Source organism: Treponema succinifaciens DSM 2489, from assembly GCF_000195275.1.
GTDB classification, from domain to species: Bacteria; Spirochaetota; Spirochaetia; order Treponematales; family Treponemataceae; genus Treponema_D; species Treponema_D succinifaciens.
In genome coordinates, this window is sequence record NC_015385.1 from 1,344,845 (window position 1) to 1,365,452 (window position 20,608).

17 protein-coding genes are annotated in these 20,608 nt (G+C 38.0%); 4 read left to right on the forward strand and 13 right to left on the reverse strand.

From position 1 onward, the window contains the following. The first annotated feature begins 395 nt into the window (after positions 1–395). Positions 396–1,547 (forward strand): alanine racemase, encoded by a 1,152-nt coding sequence (gene alr / locus TRESU_RS06410; protein WP_013701451.1) that lies wholly within the window; start codon positions 396–398, stop codon positions 1,545–1,547. Here alr and TRESU_RS06415 read toward each other — a convergent pair. The 5 genes from TRESU_RS06415 to TRESU_RS06435 are packed head-to-tail and all read right to left on the reverse strand — an operon-like array spanning position 1,541 to position 7,679. Beyond that, the gene (locus TRESU_RS06415) at positions 1,541–2,974 is read right to left on the reverse strand and encodes a bifunctional folylpolyglutamate synthase/dihydrofolate synthase (RefSeq protein ID WP_013701452.1); all 1,434 of its coding nucleotides are present in this window, start codon (positions 2,972–2,974) and stop codon (positions 1,541–1,543) included. The genes alr and TRESU_RS06415 overlap by 7 nt on opposite strands. Continuing rightward, on the reverse strand, positions 2,971–3,819 hold the full coding sequence (locus TRESU_RS06420) for a hypothetical protein (RefSeq protein WP_013701453.1): 849 nt from the start codon (positions 3,817–3,819) through the stop codon (positions 2,971–2,973). Before TRESU_RS06420 ends, TRESU_RS06415 begins: the two co-directional genes overlap by 4 nt. Then, the gene (locus TRESU_RS06425; RefSeq protein WP_013701454.1) at positions 3,816–6,047 is read right to left on the reverse strand and encodes a GldG family protein; all 2,232 of its coding nucleotides are present in this window, start codon (positions 6,045–6,047) and stop codon (positions 3,816–3,818) included. Before TRESU_RS06425 ends, TRESU_RS06420 begins: the two co-directional genes overlap by 4 nt. Beyond that, a complete protein-coding gene (locus tag TRESU_RS06430) occupies positions 6,044–6,763 on the reverse strand; it encodes an ABC transporter ATP-binding protein (protein WP_013701455.1) in 720 nt (239 codons plus the stop codon). The genes TRESU_RS06425 and TRESU_RS06430 overlap by 4 nt, the downstream gene beginning before the upstream one ends. Further along, positions 6,753–7,679 carry a ribonuclease Z gene (locus TRESU_RS06435; RefSeq protein ID WP_013701456.1) on the reverse strand — a complete coding sequence of 309 codons (927 nt, stop codon included), beginning with the start codon at positions 7,677–7,679 and terminating at the stop codon, positions 6,753–6,755. The genes TRESU_RS06430 and TRESU_RS06435 overlap by 11 nt, the downstream gene beginning before the upstream one ends. Positions 7,680–7,804: 125 nt before the next feature. Here TRESU_RS06435 and TRESU_RS06440 point away from each other — a divergent pair, with 125 nt between their 5' ends. The 3 genes from TRESU_RS06440 to rfbD are packed head-to-tail and all read left to right on the forward strand — an operon-like array spanning position 7,805 to position 10,666. Next, positions 7,805–8,560, forward strand: coding sequence for a DUF6675 family protein (locus TRESU_RS06440; RefSeq protein WP_013701457.1), 756 nt, complete (start codon positions 7,805–7,807; stop codon positions 8,558–8,560). Further along, positions 8,561–9,676: a mannose-1-phosphate guanylyltransferase gene (locus TRESU_RS06445; RefSeq protein WP_013701458.1), complete on the forward strand. Its 1,116-nt coding sequence runs from the start codon at positions 8,561–8,563 to the stop codon at positions 9,674–9,676. A gap of 30 nt (positions 9,677–9,706) precedes the next feature. Next, complete coding sequence (rfbD, locus tag TRESU_RS06450; protein WP_013701459.1) at positions 9,707–10,666, forward strand: dTDP-4-dehydrorhamnose reductase; 960 nt, start codon at positions 9,707–9,709, stop codon at positions 10,664–10,666. A 333-nt stretch (positions 10,667–10,999) separates the two neighbouring features. Here the strand turns inward: rfbD and TRESU_RS06455 are convergent, their stop codons facing one another. From TRESU_RS06455 to TRESU_RS14220, 8 genes are all read right to left on the reverse strand, one after another. Beyond that, complete coding sequence (locus TRESU_RS06455; RefSeq protein WP_013701460.1) at positions 11,000–11,317, reverse strand: PG0541 family transporter-associated protein; 318 nt, start codon at positions 11,315–11,317, stop codon at positions 11,000–11,002. Positions 11,318–11,337: 20 nt separating this feature from the next. Beyond that, positions 11,338–14,526, reverse strand: a complete 3,189-nt coding sequence (locus TRESU_RS06460; RefSeq protein WP_013701461.1) for an efflux RND transporter permease subunit — start codon at positions 14,524–14,526, stop codon at positions 11,338–11,340. A 3-nt stretch (positions 14,527–14,529) separates the two neighbouring features. Next, complete coding sequence (locus TRESU_RS06465; RefSeq protein ID WP_013701462.1) at positions 14,530–15,483, reverse strand: efflux RND transporter periplasmic adaptor subunit; 954 nt, start codon at positions 15,481–15,483, stop codon at positions 14,530–14,532. A 1-nt stretch (position 15,484) separates the two neighbouring features. Then, positions 15,485–16,900: a TolC family protein gene (locus tag TRESU_RS06470; RefSeq protein ID WP_013701463.1), complete on the reverse strand. Its 1,416-nt coding sequence runs from the start codon at positions 16,898–16,900 to the stop codon at positions 15,485–15,487. Further along, positions 16,897–18,189 carry a TetR/AcrR family transcriptional regulator gene (locus TRESU_RS06475; RefSeq protein WP_013701464.1) on the reverse strand — a complete coding sequence of 431 codons (1,293 nt, stop codon included), beginning with the start codon at positions 18,187–18,189 and terminating at the stop codon, positions 16,897–16,899. The genes TRESU_RS06470 and TRESU_RS06475 overlap by 4 nt, the downstream gene beginning before the upstream one ends. 217 nt (positions 18,190–18,406) lie before the next feature. Further along, on the reverse strand, positions 18,407–19,135 hold the full coding sequence (locus TRESU_RS06480; protein WP_013701465.1) for a pseudouridine synthase: 729 nt from the start codon (positions 19,133–19,135) through the stop codon (positions 18,407–18,409). A gap of 6 nt (positions 19,136–19,141) precedes the next feature. Next, positions 19,142–20,122: an RluA family pseudouridine synthase gene (locus tag TRESU_RS06485; protein ID WP_013701466.1), complete on the reverse strand. Its 981-nt coding sequence runs from the start codon at positions 20,120–20,122 to the stop codon at positions 19,142–19,144. Then, positions 20,123–20,608 carry a hypothetical protein gene (locus TRESU_RS14220; protein ID WP_052299555.1) on the reverse strand — a complete coding sequence of 162 codons (486 nt, stop codon included), beginning with the start codon at positions 20,606–20,608 and terminating at the stop codon, positions 20,123–20,125.

A 20,608-nucleotide genomic window follows, 5' to 3' on the forward strand; every position in this document is an offset into this window, starting at 1 on the left:
AAATTAACTTAGCATTTTTTTTGCTTATATTCTATAGAAAGAAATGTTTTTGGCTGGAGGAAGTTTGAAAAGCTCAATTACTACAGTAATAATATGTTGATTAGTGCACTAATAAGAAGTCAATTACTGTACTAAATGGGTGTTTATTAGCGTACTAATAATGAGGCATTTAGTGCAGTATTTAAAGGCATTTAGGAGAAGTTGCTATAATTTGTCTTTGCAGTGTCTGTCTTGCGGCGCATTGCATTAGTGGATGGATTCTATCCTTGATATTTTTATTGCTTGCAACAATATTTAAAAATAAATGAAATTTTTCAATGTGCCTATTTTAGAATTAATATTTCTAATTCCTCTTTCTCTTGACAAAATTTGTGATTTGACTAGACTTTTTGATTATGCGTGCTACAAGAGCTTTGATTCATTTGGGCAATTTAAAAAATAATATTATAGAAATTAAAAAGTGCTTAAAGCCTGAAACAAAAATGTGCGTTGCTGTAAAAGCCGATGCCTACGGACATGGAGCTGTCCCTTGCGCGAGGGCTGCTCTTGAAGCTGGTGCGGATTATCTTTCTGTTGCGACTTATGAAGAAGGCGTTGTGCTTAGAAATGCCGGCATTGCTTCTCCTATTCTTATGCTGAGTCTTTGTTCTCCTGATGAAGTTGAAGAAGTTGTTTCCGCTGGAATTACGCCTTTTGTTTTTGATGAGGAATACATAGAGCTTTTTTCTTCCGCTTGTAAGAAACTCGGAATAAAAAAATTTGAAGTTCATCTTGCGGTTGATACTGGAATGGGCAGAATCGGCTGCCTTCCTTCCGAAGCTGGAAATATCGCTCTCAAAATAAAAAACTGCGGAAATCTTGTCTTGGGCGGAACTGCGACTCATTTTGCGCTTAGTGACTGTGTTTCAGAAAAAGGAAAATCGTATACAAAGTTTCAGTTTGAAAATTTTCTTGAGGCAATCAATAATATAAAATCAGTTGGAATTAATCCCGGGATCTGCCACTGCGCTAATTCTGCAACAACTCTTGATTCCCCGGATATGCATCTTGACATGGTTCGGCCAGGAATTATTGTTTACGGCTATTATGCTGATGAAGTTTCAAAAGAATATTTAGTTTCAAAAGGAAAAAATGTAGAGTTAAAGCCTGTTATGACTTTGGAAAGCTGTGTTTCTTCAATCCGTAAGTTTGAAAAAGGAAAGTTTGCAGGATATGGATGCAGATGGGAAGCCAAATCTGATACCAATGTTGGCGTTGTTCCAATTGGTTATGCAGATGGATGGTTCAGGCGGTTTTCTGAATGCGGTGTAAAAGTTGCAGTAAATGGAAAAAACTATCCTATTTGCGGGCGCATTTGCATGGATCAGTGCATGATAGATTTGGGCGCAGATTGTACTGCAAAACGATGGGATAAAGCAGTTTTGTTTGGGGACAGTTCGGACGGAGCTTTGCAGACTGCCGATGACATCGCGCATCTTACGGGTACAATTTCATACGAAATAACCTGCGGAATCTCAAAACGTGTTCCGCGTGTCTTTGTTCAGTGAGAAAACTGAATAATTGTTTTCTGTGCCAAAAGGTATTTTTTTACTTCCGCAACAAGATAGAACGATCCTGTAACCAAAACTGTCGCCTTTTCTTCTGCAGCCTTAGAAAGTATATAGGGAATAGCTTTTAAATAATCAGGAATAGCAGTATATTCTATGCCGGATTTTTCAAAAGCTGCCTTTAGCCGTGGAAAGTCTGATTCTTTTGTTCCTCCTGGCACTGTTAAAATTATATGGCTGAATTTTCCTTTGAATAATTCCGCTATTTCTTCTGCCTTTTTGTCTGACGCGCAAGCAAAAAGAAGGTATGAATCAGTTTTTGCATTTGAAAAAAGGTTGCAGAATGTATCCATTGTAAAACCAATGCTTTTTACAGTATGGGCGCCGTCTAATATTAAGTTTGAAATGTTTTCAAACCGCGAAGTTGACAAATCGACTGGCTCAAATCTTCCGGGAAGAACAGTTTTTTCAAGACCCTTTTCAATTATACTTTCATCAAGATTTGGAAAAACTGTTTTTACAGCAAGGGATGCCACAGCCGCATTTCTTGCCTGAAATTCTCCTAGCAGTAAAAGAGAAACATTTAAAGGTCTTGAAAACTTTTCAGAATCTAAAGAAAAGCACATTTTTACTGAATTTTGTCTAAAAAAGTATACACCTTGATAATCTGTTGAATTTTGCTGTGTATTTTTGTATACAATTTCAGATGTTTTACAGTATTCATCAGTAAAAATAATTGGAGCATTTTTTTCTTTTGCAATTTTTCTGAAAACATTTTTTACTGATTCTTTTTGCCCGGAAACAATTACAGGAATTTCTTGCTTTATAATTCCCCCTTTTTCTGCGGCGATAAGTTCTTCTGTGTTTCCAAGATATTCAGTGTGTTCAAGTTCAATCTGGCTTATGCAGCTGCAAAGTGGGGTTATAACATTTGTTGCGTCAAGCCTTCCTCCGAGTCCGACTTCATAAACAGCATATTTTAGGCCGGCATTTTTAAAGCATAGCATTCCAAGCAATGTTGCAAGCTCAAACCAAGTAACAGGTCGTTTTCCGGGAAGTTCTTCGGTTTTGATAGAAGTTATGCTGTCTATAAGCTGCTTTACTGATTTTTCATAAACTTCTTCAGGAAAGGGACCGGAGACTGTGCCTATTCTCTCGTTGAAATTCAAAATATGCGGTGATGAATACAAGCCTGTGTAATATCCGGCTTCCTCCAGAATACAGGCAATCATTTTAGAAATTGAGCCTTTGCCTTTGCTTCCCGCGACATGAAAACTCGGGCAGCAGTCTTGCGGATTGGAAAGTCGTTTGCAAAGAAATTCCATCGTGTCGAGCCAAAAGATATTTTTCTTGGGTGTTTTCTCAAAATTTAAATATTCTTCTGCAAAGTTTTCAAAAACACCGATAGCGGATTTTTTTTCATTCATTTGTTTGCCTCTAGGAATTTTTCATAAGTCCATTGGCTTATTGAATATCTGTAGTTTATTGCTTTTATTGCGTCCTTATTTTTTTCCAGTGAAGAAAAAGAAGGTATGACAATGTACGAATCATCTTTTTTGTAAATTGAATAGATGGCTTTGTTTGTGTTGCTGAATATTTTTGAAATAACTTTTTCTGGCTTGATATTTTCTGACGGTGAAAGATACACTAACTGCCCTCTTCTTAGTTTTTCGGAAGTTTTGTTTTCGTCAGTTACGCATAAAGGCTCTATGTATGAATCAGCCCAAAACGAAGCGTTCTTAAAAAGAAAATTTGAAACAGAAGTTTTTGCTTCCCAGACTGTTTGTTCTTTTGAAGTCCTGAATGAAATTCTTTCAGAAATGGGATCTTCTATTCCAAAGAAAAATTCTGAAACTTTTTCACTTCCATTTTTAAAAAAAGTTATGCGGCATGAATTTTTTTCATCTACACCAAGTCTTGCCCAGGACGAAACTTTTTCAGCTTTTTTATATAGGATATTTTCCTTTTCGGCTTCTGCTAAAAAATTTTTTATTGTCTGAATGTCGCACGGCCAGTTTAACGTCATGTTCGAGTCGTCATCTGTTCCAAGCCATATATTGTCTTTTTGGAATATTATAATTTTTTTTCTTTCTTGTGCGTTGTAAATTTCAACAGAAGAAATTTCTTTGGCATTGCTGATAAATTTCATTTTTGAAGTTTCTGGAATATTTTTTTTTGACAGCGGAAGAAAAAGCAGCAGAAGAACTAGAACAAGAATTATGTCAAATCCATAAAATATAAGAAGAGCTTTTTTTGATGAAATGCGCTTCATTTGTTGAACCTCCTTCTCTTTAAAAAGAAAACAAAACCTATTGTTAGGTTTATAAATATTGGCAGTACGCACGTTGTAAAAAGTGTTTTTATTGCGGCGTTTCTGATATTTTCATTGCTGATTTTATAAAGTGTTGTGTTGAATGTGGTTTTTGTTTTTAAGCTTAAAAGTTCATCTTCTCCGTTCAGCATAAAAATTCCATTGCATAAAAAATCAAGGCTTCTTGAATCAACATCTAAAATTGAATTTGAATTATATGAAAGCAGCGAATCTGAAAAAGCATACTGGTCTGCAAAAAGTATGAGAGATGGATTTTTTTCATTTTCTTTTGTAGTTGAAGCGCAGACTGCAAAAGTAGAATATTCTTCCTCTGATTCAGCTGACTTTGGAACTGCAAAAGGATTGGTTATAAAATTTTCTGTTCTTGGAATTTGCCATGAACGATTGCTTGTAAAAAGAAGCGGGGTTGTTTTTAACCTTTCAATTTCTGCAACTTCATTGTCAATGTCAAAAGCGCAAGGCCAAAAAAGGGAAAGTCCAGAAAGCGCATTCTCCTGTGCTCTTAAAGAAATCCAAAGCGGATAATTTATGTATTCTGTATGTGCTGATTTTTTATTTCCATTGACATCAGAATTGCTTGTCATTGTAATTCTTAGATTTGAAATGTCGCAAGTCAAAGTCTGTTTAAAATAAATTCCAAAAGTAAACATAAGCCGCTCAAAAAGCTGATTTGATTCATTTTGCTTTACAAACCAGTTGTCTTCGAAATCTATGGAATATGGTTGGCTTGCAATAAAAACTTTTCCGCCGTTGAGAATAAATTTTTCAAGGATTTTACAATCAGTTTTTGTAAACTTGTCGCTTCCGAAAATAATCAGCGGAATGTCAGAAAGCTCATCAAACGAAATATCAACGCTTGAATTTTTTTCAGAGGGGAGCGATGTCTGGATAACTGAAAATCCTTCCGCCTCAAGATATTGAAACGCAAGACTGTATCCGTTTGCAAAAGATGAAGCGCAGACAACTTGAACTGGATTTTCTTTTTCTTCAATAAGTGATTTTATTTTTCTAGTCAAATCAAATTCAAGCCTTGATATATTCAGCACAAATGGGATTGTTTCGCTTTTTCCAAGGTAGTCTATTTTTATGGCGGAATAAACATTTGTGATGCTTGCTGAATCCGCGGAAGAAGTTCTAATCGGATAGCCTCTTATTCCTATTTCTGAAAGTTTTTTTGCAATGTTTTCTTTTGAGGGATTTATAATTTCAACTGAAACTTGTTTTGACTCTACCGCATAGCTTTGTAAAAAATCGGTTACATCTTTTACTTGCGGATAAAGGCTTTTTAATTTTGGGCTTAAGTAATAAGAAATTGAAACTGGATCTTCAACTTGACTTAAAACTTTTTTGCTGCATTTGCTTACACTGAAATTTTTTGATGAAGTAAAATCAATTTTAAAATTTAAGTTTTCATTTACAATTGTAAAAAGTAAAAATGAAAATAAAAATGCGCGTTTTAATTTTTTTAAATAAACAGACTTGTTTCCTTTTTTGTGTTCCTTAATAAAAAATGCAAGCACGTAAAAAAATACAGCGCATGAAGCAAAAAAAAGAAAATCAGAAATGCTGAAAATTCCTTTTGAAAAAGAATCAAATCTCCAGGCGAATGAAATGAATTTTATTATTGCGCTTAAAAATTCCGGCGGATTGAAATAAAGCGGAATGTTGTGAACTGAATTTATGATTGCAAGAAAAAATGCGGAAACTACAAAAGAAGCTCCAGCGGATTTTATTATGCTGAAAATAAAAATTACAAAAGAAACCGCGGCGGCAAAGTAAAATAAAATTCCTATGAAACCAATAATAACTTGAGAAATCTCAATATCGCCAAAAAAAGAAACGCAAACTGGAACTAGGCCAGAAAGAAATATTGCAAAGCAGCAAAGAAGAAAAACTGAAAGAAATTCAGGAAGAAATATAAAAACGGATTTTAAAGTAAAATCTTTTTTTACATTTGAAGAAATCGAAATAAGTCCGGGCAAAAATAAAATGCAGGCTGGCGGAAATGCTGAAAAAAAACTGTGCAAGTCTGTAGAGCCTGCTCCAAGAAAAAACTGCTGCCCAACAAAAAATCCAAGGCTTATGAAAATTCCAAATGCGGAAACTAAAATGTATGTGAACGGATTTATTGCAAAGTTAAAAAAATATCTTTTTAAAATAGATTTCATTGTGATTTTTCCGTGGCAAGAATAAACGCTTCTTCAAGGTTTTTACAGTTAAATTTTTTTACTATTTCTTTTTCAGTTCCGCAAGCCGCGACTTCTCCGTTTGAAATTATATAAATTATATTGCACAAAGAAACAGCTTCTTCAATATGATGCGTTGAAAAAATAATTGTCATTGAGCTTGAAAGAACTTTTAGCTTTTTTCTGAACGAAGCAATTTGCGCCGGATCTAATCCTGCTGAAAATTCATCAAGGACAAGAATTTTGGGAAGCCTGCAGACTGCTTTTGCGAGGCTCGTTCTTTGTTTAAATCCTTTTGAAAGTCCTGAAACTTTTTTATTGAAAACTTTTTCTAGTCCGCAAATTTCCGTTGCTTTTTCTACAGTTAGTTCTGCTTCATTTTTTTTCTGCCCTGAAATTTCAGCTTCAAAAAAAAGAGTTTCTTTTACTGTAAGACTTGAGTCAAGCTCCGGAACTTCTGGAACAAAAGCGGTCAATTTTTTAAATTCATCTGTTTCTTCTGTTCCGCAAATTCTTACAGTTCCGCTAGTCTGGTAATGAAGTCCGCAAATTGCTTTTAAAACAGAAGTTTTTCCTGCTCCATTGGGTCCGAGAATTCCAGTGATGGAATTTTTTTCCGCATAGAAATTTATATTTTTACAGGCTGAAAATTTTCCGTAGTCTTTGCAGAAAGAAATCAGTTCAACTTCATTCGACATAAGGAATCTCTATTCTCATCCTGTCTTTTGTAAGGCGTGCTTCGGGATAAACTTGCTGCGCCTGCTCTAAAAGAACATTAAGCTCTTTGTCGTTGTAACGCGGACTGTAGTGAATTAGTCCCATTCTTAGTACATTGGCGTCTCTTGCAATTGTGGCTGCTTGCCGGGAAGTCATGTGTTTTTTTTCTTTTGCCTGATCTTCGCATCCGTCCGCAAACATTCCCTCGCAGATTAAAAGGTCGCTGCCCTTCACTTCTTTTGCAATTGACGGAAGATACATTGTGTCTGTTACAAAACTGAATTTTCGGCCGCTTCTATTTTTTCCAACAACTTGCTCTGGCTTTATTTCAATTCCGTCTTCATTTACAACGCTTTCGCCGCGCTGAAGTTTTCCCCACAAAGGTCCTTTTGGAATTTTTAATTTCTCTGCTTCTTCCGGATTGAATTCTCCTGGACGGTCAAGTTCTTCCAGTGTATACCCTACACAAGTTTTTGTATGCTCAAGCGGAAACGACCTTATATAAAATCCGTCGCCTTCATAGACTACGCCCGGCTCTGTTATTTCCTTTACAACAATCGGATAATTTATATACATATCCAAAACCTTGCGGCTTGTTTCTATATATTCTGCGATTTTCGGCGGACCAAAAATATAAAGTGGCTCGGTTCTGTCAACTTGCGAAGAAAGCATAAGAATTCCAGGAAGCCCAGTAACGTGATCTGCGTGCGTATGCGAAACAAAAATCGCATTGATTTTTTTCCATTTTAAATTAAGCCGCCTTAAAGAAACCTGAGTACCTTCTCCGCCGTCAAATAGAAACAAGTCCCCGTCGCGCCGAAGCAAAACTGATGTAAGGTGTCGATATGGCAACGGCATCATTCCTCCGCAGCCCAAAATAAAAGCTTCCATATTCATAGAAACGATTTTATACAAAAAAAAGACTTTCTTCAATCTAGCGTATTTAGAATTCTTTATGTAACCTTGCAAGTTTGATTTTTATTTACTATAATAATTATTCTTTATTTTTATAGAGGAAAACATTGAAAACTATTTTTAAGAATATTGTTGCCCTTGCTTTATTTTCAGTTGCTTTTGCCGGCGTTTTTTCAGAATCGCCTTATAATAAAAATTTGTCAGCTGAAGATATTGAATCTTTAAGCAGCGGAAAAACTGTAATAAAAAATACAGGCTCATACAAAAAAATGTGCATGAAAGGCGAAAATCCGGGATTGAAAAAAGTTGTGGAAACTGTCAGCAATCTAAAGCCTGCTTATTTTGCGGAAGTAATAAAAGAATATACTTATGAAGGCAATGAAAATCTTCTTGAGAATTTTTCTTCGCTTGTAATGGATATTCCGTCTTATGCAGGAATTCCTTATTATTCAGAAAGAGCAGAAGAATGGTACGACTTGTATACTTCCGCGGAAATAAAGTCAGCGCAGAAAGATGGAAATACTCAGATTGTAAATGCCGATTTTGAAATGAAGCCTTTTGGACTTGTTCCGATGAAAATAACTTCGGAAAAAAACGATGGATATTATTACTATGAGTCAACGAATCTTTCCACAATGCGCTACTACGATAAATTCAATTGCGTTAGTCCAGAAAACATGAAGTCGATAATTGTGATTTTCAAGTCTGAAGATAAATGGATTCTTTACGGAATCGGAGCGGTAAAAGCTCCAAGCGTTTTTTTTCTTAGAGACCGCGTTGACACATCTTTTATGAACAGGATAAAAACTTTCTGCGCCTATTTCTTTGCAAAAATGGATAAGCAGAAACAACAGGAGCAATAAATGTGCAATTCAAATTTTACTGATGTTGTGATTCTTGCCGGAGGATTCGGTGAAAGACTTTGGCCCGCTTCAACTCCGGAATTTCCAAAGCAGTTTATGGCTTTTGCAGACGGAATTTCTTTTTTGCAGAATGCAGTCATAAGAGCGTTGGCGGTTGAGCCTTCAGGAAAAATTCTAATTATTTCGCGTCCTGAAATTTGCGCGGAACTTACAAAGCAAGTTAAAGCTTTAAAAGAAAAACTTTCCGGGCATCAAAAAAAGAAAATTGAAAACGACTTGTACGTAATTGCAGAACCTTGCTCAAGGCACACTTGCCCGCCACTTTTGCTTGCCTGCAAATTTCTTGAGCTTGCGGAAAAATCAGAGCATTTGATTTTGGTTTTGACAAGCGACCAAGTTATTTCGCCTTTGGAGAATTTTGTTTCTGACTGCAAGAAAGCCGCGGATTTTGCACATCAGGGAAAATTTGTGTGCTTTGCAATTCCACCTTATGAACCTTCAACTGGCTTCGGCTACATAAATATGGGCGAGCCTTTGGACTCAGAAAATTCAGTTTTAAAGATTGAAAGTTTCAAGGAAAAGCCTGACTTGGAAACTGCGAAGGCTTATCTTGCGAGCGGAAAATATGCCTGGAACAGCGGAATGTTTGGATTTTCAAATTCGCTTTTTGAATCTGAAATTAAAAAGTACGAAAACGAAATGTACGAAGCTTTTAAAGTTTTCGACACTGCCGAATTTCCAAAACCAGAACTTTTAAATTCTATAAAATATATAGAAAACTGGCAGCCGCTTAATGAAGCCTACAGTTCTGTAAAATCGATTGCGGTTGACAATGCAGTTGCCGAGCGGACACAGAATGCGGTTTGTGTAAAGGCTTCTTTTAACTGGGACGATGTTGGAAGCTGGGATTCATTTGAAAAATATTTTGAGCAAGGCGAAGAAGAATTTATTTCAGTTGAAAGCGATGGAAACTTTGTTTACTCTGATATGCCAGTTGCTCTTTGCGGAGTGCAGGATTTGATTGTTGTTGTAAAAAATGGTAAAATCCTTGTTATGAAAAAAGGCGCGAGTTCTTCCGTTAGAAATGTTGTAAAAAAATTCAAGGAAAAACAGTAAAAGCGTTTTTATCTACTTTGGAGCAAAAAAATGGTTTGGCTGATTGGTTATAAAGGAATGCTTGGAAGTGAAATTGCCAAGCAGCTTACAGAAAATAAAATTGACTGGATTGGAAGCGACAAAGATGTTGACATAACAAATCCTGCAGAGCTTTCAAAATTTGCGCACAATCATGGAACGGCCGCCGGAAGAACTGGAATTTCTGTTGCCCGCGGAACTGTTCCAGAAAAAATCACCTGGGTAATAAATTGCGCTGCCTACACTGCCGTAGACAAGGCTGAAGAAGATTCTGAGCTTGCCGAAAAACTAAATGCTGAAGGTCCTAAGAACATTGCAAGGATTACACGCGAGCTTGGCGCAAAACTGATTCACATTTCAACTGATTACGTTTTTGATGGAACAGGAAATTTTCCATATACAGAAGATATGCTGAAATGTCCGGATTCAGTTTACGGAAGAACAAAAGCAGCAGGCGAAGATTTTGTAGAAAAAGAAATGACCCAGTACTATATTTTGCGCACTGCATGGCTCTACGGATTCGACGGAAAAAATTTTGTCTATACAATGACAAAAGCGATGAATTCAAAAGATGAAGTGAGCGTTGTGTGCGACCAGAAAGGAACTCCGACTTGCGCTGTGGACTTGGCTTCTGCAATTTTAAAAATTATGTCCACATCAGAAAAGGCAAAAAGCCTGTTTGGAAAAAAATCAGCCTTGCCTTATGGAGTTTATCATTTTACAAATTTAGGTGAAACGACTTGGTTTGACTTTACAAAAAAAATATATGAGTTTGGAAAAAAGTACGGCAGAATCACAAAAGACTGCACTATAAATTCCTGCACAACTGATGAATATCCATGCGCCGCAAAACGTCCGGCATATTCAGTTTTAAGTAAAGACAAAATTCAAACCTTGCTGAAAATCAAAATTCCTGAATGGCAAGAAACTCTGGAAAAATTTATAAAGAGCGACAGATTTTTAATAAAGTAAATATCAATTGCAAATTTACAATAGTTTTTGTGTCGTAGTACAAGAAACAAAAAAGGCTTCGGTAACTAATCATTGCCGAAGCCTTTTACTTTTATTTTGCTAAAAAAATGATGTTTACTTCATCACATTTCCATGCAGAAAGTCGTCATAGCTGATTTCTCCTGCGCGCCTTCAACAACAACAAGTTTTCCGCGCTCACCATTATGCAGTAATTTTCCATCTTTGCTCTCCAGTGAAAATTTTAGAAAAAAAGTTTACCATTAAGATTTTTTATTTGCAATCAGTTTTAAAGTAAAAAAAATCCTGCCAGTAAAAACCAGCAGGATTTAATTTTTAGATTTCAGTTCCGCTTCCTATAAAGCAACCGATTCCTTCTGTAATAAAGAGTTTTCTAAGCTTAACCACAATCTGCTTGATTTTTTCAGCTTCTTCCTCGCTGCAGTATATTATGTACATTGTGTTGAGCTGCGGCCAGACTGCGTCTCCCAAGTGCGGATTGCTGTAGCCTGCTCCCATTACAGGGGAAATTTTTGTATAGTGCTTGCCTACTTTGCTTTTTTCAAATTCCTCGGCAAAGTCTTCTTCCAATGCCTGGGAACAGATTATTTCAACACGCACACGCTGGATATTTTTTTCGTATTCATCAGCCATAATTTTCCTCCAACCAAAAACTAAGCGTTGTTTGTTTCAAGGGCTTCAAGCTTCTTTTGCTGAAGAGCTTCTTTCTTGGCAGCCTTTTTTGCGGCTTTCTTCATTCTTCTTGAGTTTATGATGTAGTAAATAGAAGGCATAAGGAACAGTGTCATTACCGAACCGAATGTCATTCCGCCGAATGTTGTAAGAGAAATAGGCTGCATTGAAGTTGAGCCTTCGCCCGGGAAGAACGCCATTGGAGCAAGAGAAATAACTGTTGTAAGCGTACTCATCAAGATTGGACGAAGTCTGTTTCTTGCGGCTTCAACACAAGCTTCCTCAAGGTCGTAGCCACGCTTTCTCAAAAGGTTCGTGTAGTCAACAAGAACAATACCGTTGTTAACGATTGTTCCGACCAGAACGAGCATACCCATGATTGTAACAACGCTAAGACGCTGGTTGACCATTGCGTAAGTCATCATAACTCCGATGAACGAGAACGGAATTGTAAGGATAACAATGAACGGGTCAATCAATGATTCGAACTGGCTTGCCATGACAATGAAAACCAATGCCGCGGCAAGAATAATAATCGCGCCGAAGTTCACAACCGCTTCCATCATGTCCTCGTAGTCTCCGCTTATGGAGATTGTTACGGCATCGTCTTTTGGAATGTTGTCGTTTATAATCTTTAAAAGCCCTGTCTGAACAACGTCAAGGGAAACTCCAGAAACAGGCTTTGCCTTAACATGGACAATTCTGGACTGGTCTTCACGAAGGATTGTAACAGGCGAAAGGTTTTCCTCATAATGAGCAAAGCTTGAAAGTGGAATTCTTTGTCCCTTTGAATTCACTACAGAAACCTGGTCAATATCAGCGAGCTTTTTCTTGTCTTTTTCTGCAAGGCGCACAATAACATCAATGTCGTCTCCAAGTTTTGTGTAGCGGCTGGCGGTTTTTCCGTTGATTGCGGCATTGATTTCAGAGCCTACGTTGTAAATGTTCAAGCCAAGTTCGTACATTCTGTCGCGGTCAACTACGATTTCTGCCTGAGGAAGTCCGTCTTCAACATCGCTTGAAACTTCTGTTACAAATTCAGCCGCCTGCTCCTTGAGGATTTTTTCAACTTGGGCAGCTGTGTTGCGGACAAGGTCAAGGTCGTTGCTACGGATGTCAATGCTCATTTCTCCAGAAGACGCGCTGTTTGAATTTGATGAAAATGAAAGTGTTGCGCCCGGAATTGTGTTGAAGTATTTTCTAAGCTTGTCTTTTGCAGACTTTTCGTTGTCCCAGCCTTTTTCGCGTTCTTTGGCTTCGTACAAAGTCCAAGTGATTGCGCCTGTGTTTGTTTCGGAACTTGCGGAAATAACACTTGTTCCGCCGACTGTTACAGATGTGTATTTTACGCCTACAAGCTCTTTCTTTCCGATTTCCTCAAGAGTTCTTAAAGTGTCTTCTGTAACTTCAAGAGTTGTTCCCATCGGAAGCTCGACTTCAATTCCGACTGTGTTTGAGGCGGATTCCGGCATAAAGATAAAGCCTACGAATTTTACGCTTATTATAGAAAGAACAAAGCAACATACAAGAACTATGATAAATGTCTTTCTGTGGTGAAGAACAAAGCGGACTCCTTTTGCATATCCGTTGTCGAGGTTCAGGAAGAATTTGTTGAATGCCTGGTTTATTCCGTAGCCGATTCCGCTTTTCCTTTCATCAACAATCTTGTCGATTTTAAGATAGCTTGAGCAAAGAACTGGAACAAGGGCAATCGCAACAATCAGCGAGCACATCAATGAGAAAATAATTGTGTAAGCAAGGCTGTCGAACATCTGTCCCATGATTCCAAGTTTTTTTCTAAAGAGAATCATCGGAAGGAAAACACATACAGATGTCAAAGTTGAAGCGGTTATGGAAGTTACCATTTCCTGGCTTCCGAGGATTGCCGCTACTTTTGGCTTGGCGTCTCTTTGGCGGTAAGCGTAGATGTTTTCAAGAACAACGATTGAGTTGTCTACAAGCATACCGATTCCAAGGAGAAGTCCCGCCATGGAAATCATGTTTATTGTCATGCCTTTAAAGTACATGAGCATGAGTGTTACAAATACCGAAATCGGAATTGAAAGTCCGATGATGAATGTACTTTTTAGAGAGCGCAGGAATATGAACAAAACTGCAACGGCAAGAAGCGCGCCCTGAACAACAGAAGAAACAACTTCATTGATTGTCTGCTCAATAATGTCTACTGTGTTTGAAGTTTCAACAAGCTCAACTCCAGCAGGAAGATCCGCCTTGAGTTTTATAATAGCTTTTCTTACGTTCTTTGCGGCTGTAACGGAATTCTTTCCGCTCTGCTTTTGAATCATAAGCATTACACAAGGCTTTCCGTCCAAGTGAGCAAGAGTGCTTTCGTCTTTGTAGCCGTCATAAACATCAGCAATATCGCGGAGCTTTACTGTAACAAGTCTTGAACTGTCCAGGGAATCAGGCTTGTAAGTGATTACCGTGTTCTTGAGGTCTTCTATGCTTTTATATTTTCCGCTCGTTTTAATAGTATAGTTTTTATCGCCAGAAGTGATTGTTCCGCCTGAGCTTTGAACGTTCTGCGCGCCAATCATCTGTGCGATTGTGGAAATTGAAAGTCCGTAGGCTTCAAGTCGGTCTCTAGGAATATCAACGTTTATAGATTCCTCGCGTCCTCCGATAACATTTGCAGAGGCAACACCGTCAAGCTGCTCAAGACGCGGCTGGATTGTGTCCTCGGCGATTGTTCTGAGCTCTTCCGGGGTCAAGTCGCCCTGAACTACAATGTTCATAATAGGCATCATTGAAGGGTCAAGTTTAAGTGTGATTGGAGAATCTGCGTCATCAGGCAGATAGCTTCGTACAATATCAATCTTGTCGCGGATTTCTATAGCCGCTGTATCGAGGTTTGTTCCGTAGTCAAACTCAAGAGAGATAATGCTTGCGCCAGACTGAGACTGCGACTGCATTTTTTTAAGTCCGCTAAGTCCGGAAAGAGAGCTTTCCATCGTTCTTGTAAGGCTCTGCTCTACTTCTTCCGGACCTGCATCGTCATAAGCTGTATAAACAAGCATATACGGTAAGTCCATGTCTGGATACATATCTACCGGCATATCGAATATACAGAAAATTCCCAGCGCGACCATTATAAAAAAGATCAACACTGTTGTTACTGGTTTATTTACACATTTTTCTGAAAATGTCATATTTTAGTCCTTGTTTTCAGTTTTGCTTTCAACCGCTTTTCCAGAAATTGAAAGAATCTTTACTTTGGAACCATCGCTCAAAAGAGACTGTCCTTTTACAATTATAACGTCTCCTTCTTTGAGTCCTTCCTGAATTTCTGTCTTGTTGTCTACGGAAAGCCCTTCCTTTACAGAAACCATGTTTACGCTGGATTCCGCGCTTTCTGATTTTGCTGTGAATACGTAAGGCTTGCCGTCACGGTAAACAATGGCGTCATTTGGAATAACAACAGCTCCTTCAATTGTGTCAGTGATGAGTTTTACACGGGCGTACATTCCTGCCTTTATTCTTGAGTCAGCTGGCTCAACCTTGAGCTTGGCAAGCATTGTGCGGCTTGTTGTGTCCAAAACCGGAGAAACTTCAAAAACGCGCGCTTTGAATTCAACTCCAGGATATGCGTCAAAACTTACAATAGCAGTCTGGTTTTCACGGATTCTACTTATAAAGCGTTCAGCGACATTTACCTTTATCTGAAGTTCGTCTGTGTCGCTGATTTTTGCGATTGAATAGCTTTGTGAAACCATTGTTCCGATTGTTGGCGGAAATGAAGTTACTCTTCCTGAAATCGGAGCTTTTACAGGGTTTTCACTGTAGTTCATTCCAGGGCGGCTCGGGTCAACATAAGCTATAATCTGGTCTTTTTTTACAAGGTCTCCTACAGAAACTCTTATGCGAGAGATTTTTCCGGCCGCGTCCGGGTAGACGTCAACTGCGGAAACAGAAGAAACATCACCGCCGAATTCCAAGTAGTCGTCAAGGTTTCCGGCTTGAACAATGTCTGCGTTTACCGCGTAGATTGTTTCAGTTTCTTCTTCCTTTGCAGTTTTTTCTGATTTTCCCTTGCAGGAAACCAATGCGGATGACAAGATTGCCGCTGCCATCAAGATAAAAGGTAGTTTTGCGCTTGTTTTTTTCATTTTATTTTTCTCCTCCGGTGAGTTTTGTATTAAGAGTTGTTTCCAAGTCAAGCAATGCTGAAATATAATTGAACTTCTGGTTTGCAAGTCCGAGTTTTGCAGTGTTAAGCTGGTTTTCTGCATCGCGCACATCAAGAAGTTCTCTTGTTCCGTTGCGGTAAGCGCGCACTGTCATGTCATAAGAGCGCTGGGCAAGTGTTATGCTTCTGTTCATGGACTGAATCTGCTCGCGCGCCTGAATCAATGTGTCTACAGATTTGCGGACTGTCATTTTCTGGTTTTCAAGGAGCATTTTCCTGCTTACCTTGAGTTTGTCAAGATTCGCCTGCAAGTCTTTTGCCTGCTGCCTGTTTGACGAGAACGGAAGAATGTTTGTAAGGTTCCAGCCAATTGTAAAGCTTATAGAGCCTGAATCTGTCCAGTCTCCGCCTGTAGGAAACCCTCCTTTGTCTGCGTCAAGAAAATCAGTGAGCATCGGCTTAAATCCGTAGCTGATATTGAAAAATGGAGTGTAAGTGCTAAGATTCAAAGCGTCAAGATTGCGCTGAAGCTGCTCAATGTTCTTGTCAATTGACTGAAGGTCCAGGCTGTTGTTTCCGTAACGTTCAATAAGCGTGTCGTAGTGTAAGTCAACATAAAAAGGCTCAATACTTCCCTGCAAAACAATGTCCGTTCCTACTGGAAGTCCCAAAAGAAATGCAAAAGTGTCAAGCTGCTGGTGGAATTCACGCTCCATCTGGGCAACTTCCGGGCTTTTGTTCTGATATGTAACCTGTGCCTGAAGCATTGAAAGCTCTGGAACCATTCCGTTTTTAAAGTTTGCTTCCGCCTGAACCATGCGTTTTCTTGAATTTTCAAGAGTTGTTTTCTGCAAGTTTAAATTTTCCTGCTGCAAGAGAAGTCCATAGAAAAGTTTTTTTACATTGACTTCTGTTTCAACAATGCTCTGCTCATAGCTGATTTTTCCAGCTTCGTACCCAGCTTTTGCAGCTCTTATCTGCTGAATCATTGCAAGGCTGAAATTCCAGTCAACAGAAAGATTTGCGATTCCTGTCCATTTCATGCTGTCAGTCTCTTCAATTTCAGGAAGTCCATGAAGCTTCATCATTGTGTTTGTTCCCGACAAATTTGAAGAAATATCTGTAGTTCTGTTAAGAGTTCCTGTAGCCTGAACTGTCGGAAGCAAAACATTCCAAGCGTTCTTTCCTGCGCGTGCCTTGATTTCAAGGTCAATGTCGGCAGTCTTGAGCGAATGACTGTGTTCGAGCGCGTAATCCACAGCTTCGTAAATTGTCAGGTTTACAGTTTTTTTGTCAGACTCAGTGTTTTGCGGCTGGGATTCCTGTGCAAAGACAAATGCTCCAGACATAGCAAGCAAGACTGAAATCTTAAAAAACGTCTTTTTGCTGAAAATCATTTCTTTCCTCCTGAAATATTATTTTCTTTATTATCAATAAAATTAATTCCTCTTTCCATGCAATAAAAAAAGTCCTTTATTGCGGCGTGCACAGATTCTTCTGGAAAATTATGAAGCTCGCTTTGCAGCAAGAAAAAAATCGGCATTTGAAAAATCCATGAGAACATAATTTGCATATTCATCTTTGGAGTTCCAAAATCTGGAATCTGCGTTATAATGTCGGCATTGAGAATAAAAGCTGTAAAGTCAAGCAGCTCGTCTTTGCCAATTGTCTTTTCTCTTTTTTCGTGCATTGACTTGATTTTAAAATCATTCTTTGAATTTTGGAACAAAAGCCAGCGGCATACATAAAGCAATCCTCTTCTCTTTAGGAAAAATTCAATTTCAGTTTCCATAAAAATATAAACACATTCAGCGCTGTTTTTTGCATAAAGAAGATTCTTCTTGATGACATGAAACAAATTCAGGCATTCTTCTTTTTTGAGAGCTTCGAACATTTCTTTTTTTGAACTGAAATTTGTGTACAGGCTGCTTTTTGCAAGTCCAAGCTCTTTTGCAAGTTCTTCAATTGTGGTTTTTAAAAATCCCACGCGGCGCACAACATTTCCGATGGCTGTAAAAAATTTGCAAGGCGCTTTTAAAGACTGAATTTCCTTGCTACAGAGAATGTCAAGCTGGGAAAGCCTGAGAGCATCTGTTTCTTTTATGTCCTGTCCAAGTCCACCGGAAAAAATGAAACTTGAGAGTTTTTCCGCGTATTCCTGAATGCTTTCATCAGAATCTTGAAGATTTTTGTCAAGAAGTATAAAATCTCTTGCGCCTTGAAAAAAAATCATTGTGCCGGAAACAAAAATAATTTTTTTGTAAATTTCAATATCCACAATACTTCCGTAGTTGTCAAAAATATTTTCCAAATTTAAATCTGAAACGCCATGCTTTTTTATTTCAATTAAAAAGTTGTCAATGCTGAACTCAAGGGAATTTGAAAGAGTAAAATAGAAATATGATTTTTTCTTGCAAAGAAGAACTATTACTTTTTTTAGTATGGAAGTTTCATTTTTATCTTTTTCACAGTCTTTTATAATTTCCGCAATATCGCTAAGAATTAAAGACTTCATTGCGTTTTCCAAGTCTTCGCGGCTTTTGAAGTGCTTGTAAATAGCAGGTTTTGTAATGCCGGCTTTTGCTGCGATTTTTGAAAGTGAAATTCTTTCAAAAAAAAGCATATCGTAAAAAGAGAATGCTGACTGAATGATTTTGTCCCTTGTTGAATTCTGCTTCTTTTCCATACTTGCCTATTACGTTACCGAATAATCGGTAACTAAAAATATAAACAACATTTTAATGTAAGTCAATAAGATACAGAAAAAAATTGTCTTTTTTTATGGGCGAGATATGGGAATGCCTCAAAAGTGTTTTCAATTTTACAGGGCAAACGCATTATAAATAATTTTAGTAAAGTTTGCGCGAAGAAACGGTTCCTGGAGCAAAAACACTCTGCAAAAATCAGTAGAAGCACTCAATAATTTTGCCAGTTAAAGGATGAGGAAATTTTAAGCAATCTGCAAAGAACTGCATTTCTTCATTTTGACTGCAAAGCGGATTGTAAAGTTTGTCGCCGCGTACAGGAAAGCCAAGCCAAGCCAAATGGCTTCTTACTTGATGGCGGTAGCCTTCTTTTATAGAACATTTTGCAAAAAACTTGTCTGTGTCCAAAATGATTTCCGTTGTGTAAATTTTTTCGCTGCATTTTTTCTGCGCCGCTTTTCCAGAATTGCCCGTTACTGGTCTAACTTGTGCTGATTTTAAAGAAAAAGGCCTGAATCTTGAAGAAACTGTATACTTTTTTATATTATCTGATTTGTTTTCTAATAAAAATTCAGCTGGAGGAAATCCTTCAAGCGGTTTTTCGATTTTCTGGCATTTTGCGGAATAACCTTTTAAAAACTTCCCTTCACGCTGAAAATTTATAAATGCGTTGTAACTTTCTTGTGTTGTGGCGATTAAAAGCAAGCCTTCTGTTTCTGTGTCGATTCTATGCACAAGTCCGTGTTCTATTGCTTTTTTTCCGGAAACTTCCAAAAGATATGGGTACAGTTTTGCAGCCTGCATAAATGCGCATTCGTCCCCTTCAAAAAGCGGTGCGCTTGGAAGTCCACGTGGCTTTTTTATAACAACGAACGGATTTTCTTTTGACGGCGCAATGGCAATCTGTATCTGTTTTTCTGTATCCATTGTCTGCTACTTATCCTTTGGAAGAATTACTTTTGTGTAGTCGCGTTTTAAAACTTTCATGACTTCTATAAAACGTTCTGGTGTTGGAGATTTAAAAATTGAAAGCTCTTCTTTTCCCGGAATTTTAATTTTCAAAAGTCTTGCATTAAGCATGAGAGTTGCCTTTGGAAATTTCTTATCTTGGTGCGCATAGATTCCGTCTCCTAAAATAGGACAGTTCAGGTATTTCATGTGTACCCGTATTTGGTGAGTTCTTCCGGTGTTTATCCTAACTTTCATCAGTGAGTATTCTCCGTAGCAGCTTATGCACTCGTAGTAGCTTTCGGCTGGCTTTCCTTCTTCCGTGCCAACTACAGCCTTGAATCTTTTTCTTTCTTTGGGGTCGCGGATTATATTTGTCTGAATAATTCCGTGCTGATGCTGAGGACGGCCAATGCAGATTGCAATGTATTCCTTTACAATTGAACTGTGGTTTCTAAACTGGGCTGAAAGAAATTCTTCTGTGTCGTGATTTTTTGCAGTTATGATTATGCCGGAAGTTTCTTTGTCCAGCCTGTGAACAATTCCTGGTCTGCGGTTTGAAAGAATTTTTGAAACCTGTCCTTCCTTCAGTTCTGGAATTGATTCTCTTCCCCAATGATATAAAAGCGCGTTTACCAAAGTGCCTTTCCAGTTTCCTGCGGCAGGATGAGTTACCATTCCCTGTTTTTTGTTTACAACGCAGACATTTTCATCTTCATAAATAGTATCAAGCGGAATATTTTCCGGCTCAATATTGTCTGGAACATTTTCTTCCCACTGAATATCGATTATATCATTTGCCTTTACCTGACACGAAATTTTTTGCTTTTTTCCGTTCACTTGAATGCAGACAATTCCGCTTTTCAGTTTGCTTCTGTTCATTCCGTTTGGAAGAGACGCAATATATTTATCTAGCCGGATTTCGCCTTTGTATGTTGGAGGAACCTTGTTTGTAAAAAAAGACATCTATTGCTCCGAATTTAAATTCTCATTTTTTGTATTTTCATTTTCTTGAAACGGAACAACTATAATTTGATCGTGGCTTTCAAGAATTTTCTGCTGGCGTTTTTTTTCATTGTGGCGTTTTACAAGATTTATCGCAAGGTCTGAAAATCCAATAATCATGCCTGCGCCAACTGAAGCGCAAAAAATTTTCATCTGTTCCCCTTCCGTAAAAGAAGTTCCCTTGCTGAAAGGTGTTTCAAAAGTTGAAGAGTTCCCGGAAAAATATTGATACGCACTGTAGCCCAAATTCACACTGATTGCCACAAACGGAACTGCTCCAAGGGAAACAATTTCAAACCGGCGCAAATCTTTTGACCACTGCGGAAACTCGTTTTCTGTGTATGGCTCTGGAGTTGAATCTGTATTTTCCGAAGACTGCGGAAAAACTTGCAACGGTAAAAAAAGAGACAAAATAAAAATAATCAAAATAAAATGAAAATTTTTCAT

Bases quoted from the DNA above. Each gene is read 5' to 3' on its own strand.
- TRESU_RS06475 (WP_013701464.1), bottom strand. From the start codon at position 18,189: ATGGAAAAGAAGCAGAATTCAACAAGGGACAAAATCATTCAGTCAGCA.
- TRESU_RS06420 (WP_013701453.1), bottom strand. From the start codon at position 3,819: ATGAAGCGCATTTCATCAAAAAAAGCTCTTCTTATATTTTATGGATTT.
- alr (WP_013701451.1), top strand. From the start codon at position 396: ATGCGTGCTACAAGAGCTTTGATTCATTTGGGCAATTTAAAAAATAAT.
- TRESU_RS06445 (WP_013701458.1), top strand. From the start codon at position 8,561: ATGTGCAATTCAAATTTTACTGATGTTGTGATTCTTGCCGGAGGATTC.
- TRESU_RS06425 (WP_013701454.1), bottom strand. From the start codon at position 6,047: ATGAAATCTATTTTAAAAAGATATTTTTTTAACTTTGCAATAAATCCG.
- TRESU_RS06470 (WP_013701463.1), bottom strand. From the start codon at position 16,900: ATGATTTTCAGCAAAAAGACGTTTTTTAAGATTTCAGTCTTGCTTGCT.
- TRESU_RS06460 (WP_013701461.1), bottom strand. From the start codon at position 14,526: ATGACATTTTCAGAAAAATGTGTAAATAAACCAGTAACAACAGTGTTG.
- TRESU_RS06435 (WP_013701456.1), bottom strand. From the start codon at position 7,679: ATGAATATGGAAGCTTTTATTTTGGGCTGCGGAGGAATGATGCCGTTG.
- TRESU_RS06485 (WP_013701466.1), bottom strand. From the start codon at position 20,122: ATGTCTTTTTTTACAAACAAGGTTCCTCCAACATACAAAGGCGAAATC.
- rfbD (WP_013701459.1), top strand. From the start codon at position 9,707: ATGGTTTGGCTGATTGGTTATAAAGGAATGCTTGGAAGTGAAATTGCC.
- TRESU_RS06465 (WP_013701462.1), bottom strand. From the start codon at position 15,483: ATGAAAAAAACAAGCGCAAAACTACCTTTTATCTTGATGGCAGCGGCA.
- TRESU_RS06430 (WP_013701455.1), bottom strand. From the start codon at position 6,763: ATGTCGAATGAAGTTGAACTGATTTCTTTCTGCAAAGACTACGGAAAA.
- TRESU_RS06455 (WP_013701460.1), bottom strand. From the start codon at position 11,317: ATGGCTGATGAATACGAAAAAAATATCCAGCGTGTGCGTGTTGAAATA.
- TRESU_RS14220 (WP_052299555.1), bottom strand. From the start codon at position 20,608: ATGAAAAATTTTCATTTTATTTTGATTATTTTTATTTTGTCTCTTTTT.
- TRESU_RS06480 (WP_013701465.1), bottom strand. From the start codon at position 19,135: ATGGATACAGAAAAACAGATACAGATTGCCATTGCGCCGTCAAAAGAA.
- TRESU_RS06415 (WP_013701452.1), bottom strand. From the start codon at position 2,974: ATGAATGAAAAAAAATCCGCTATCGGTGTTTTTGAAAACTTTGCAGAA.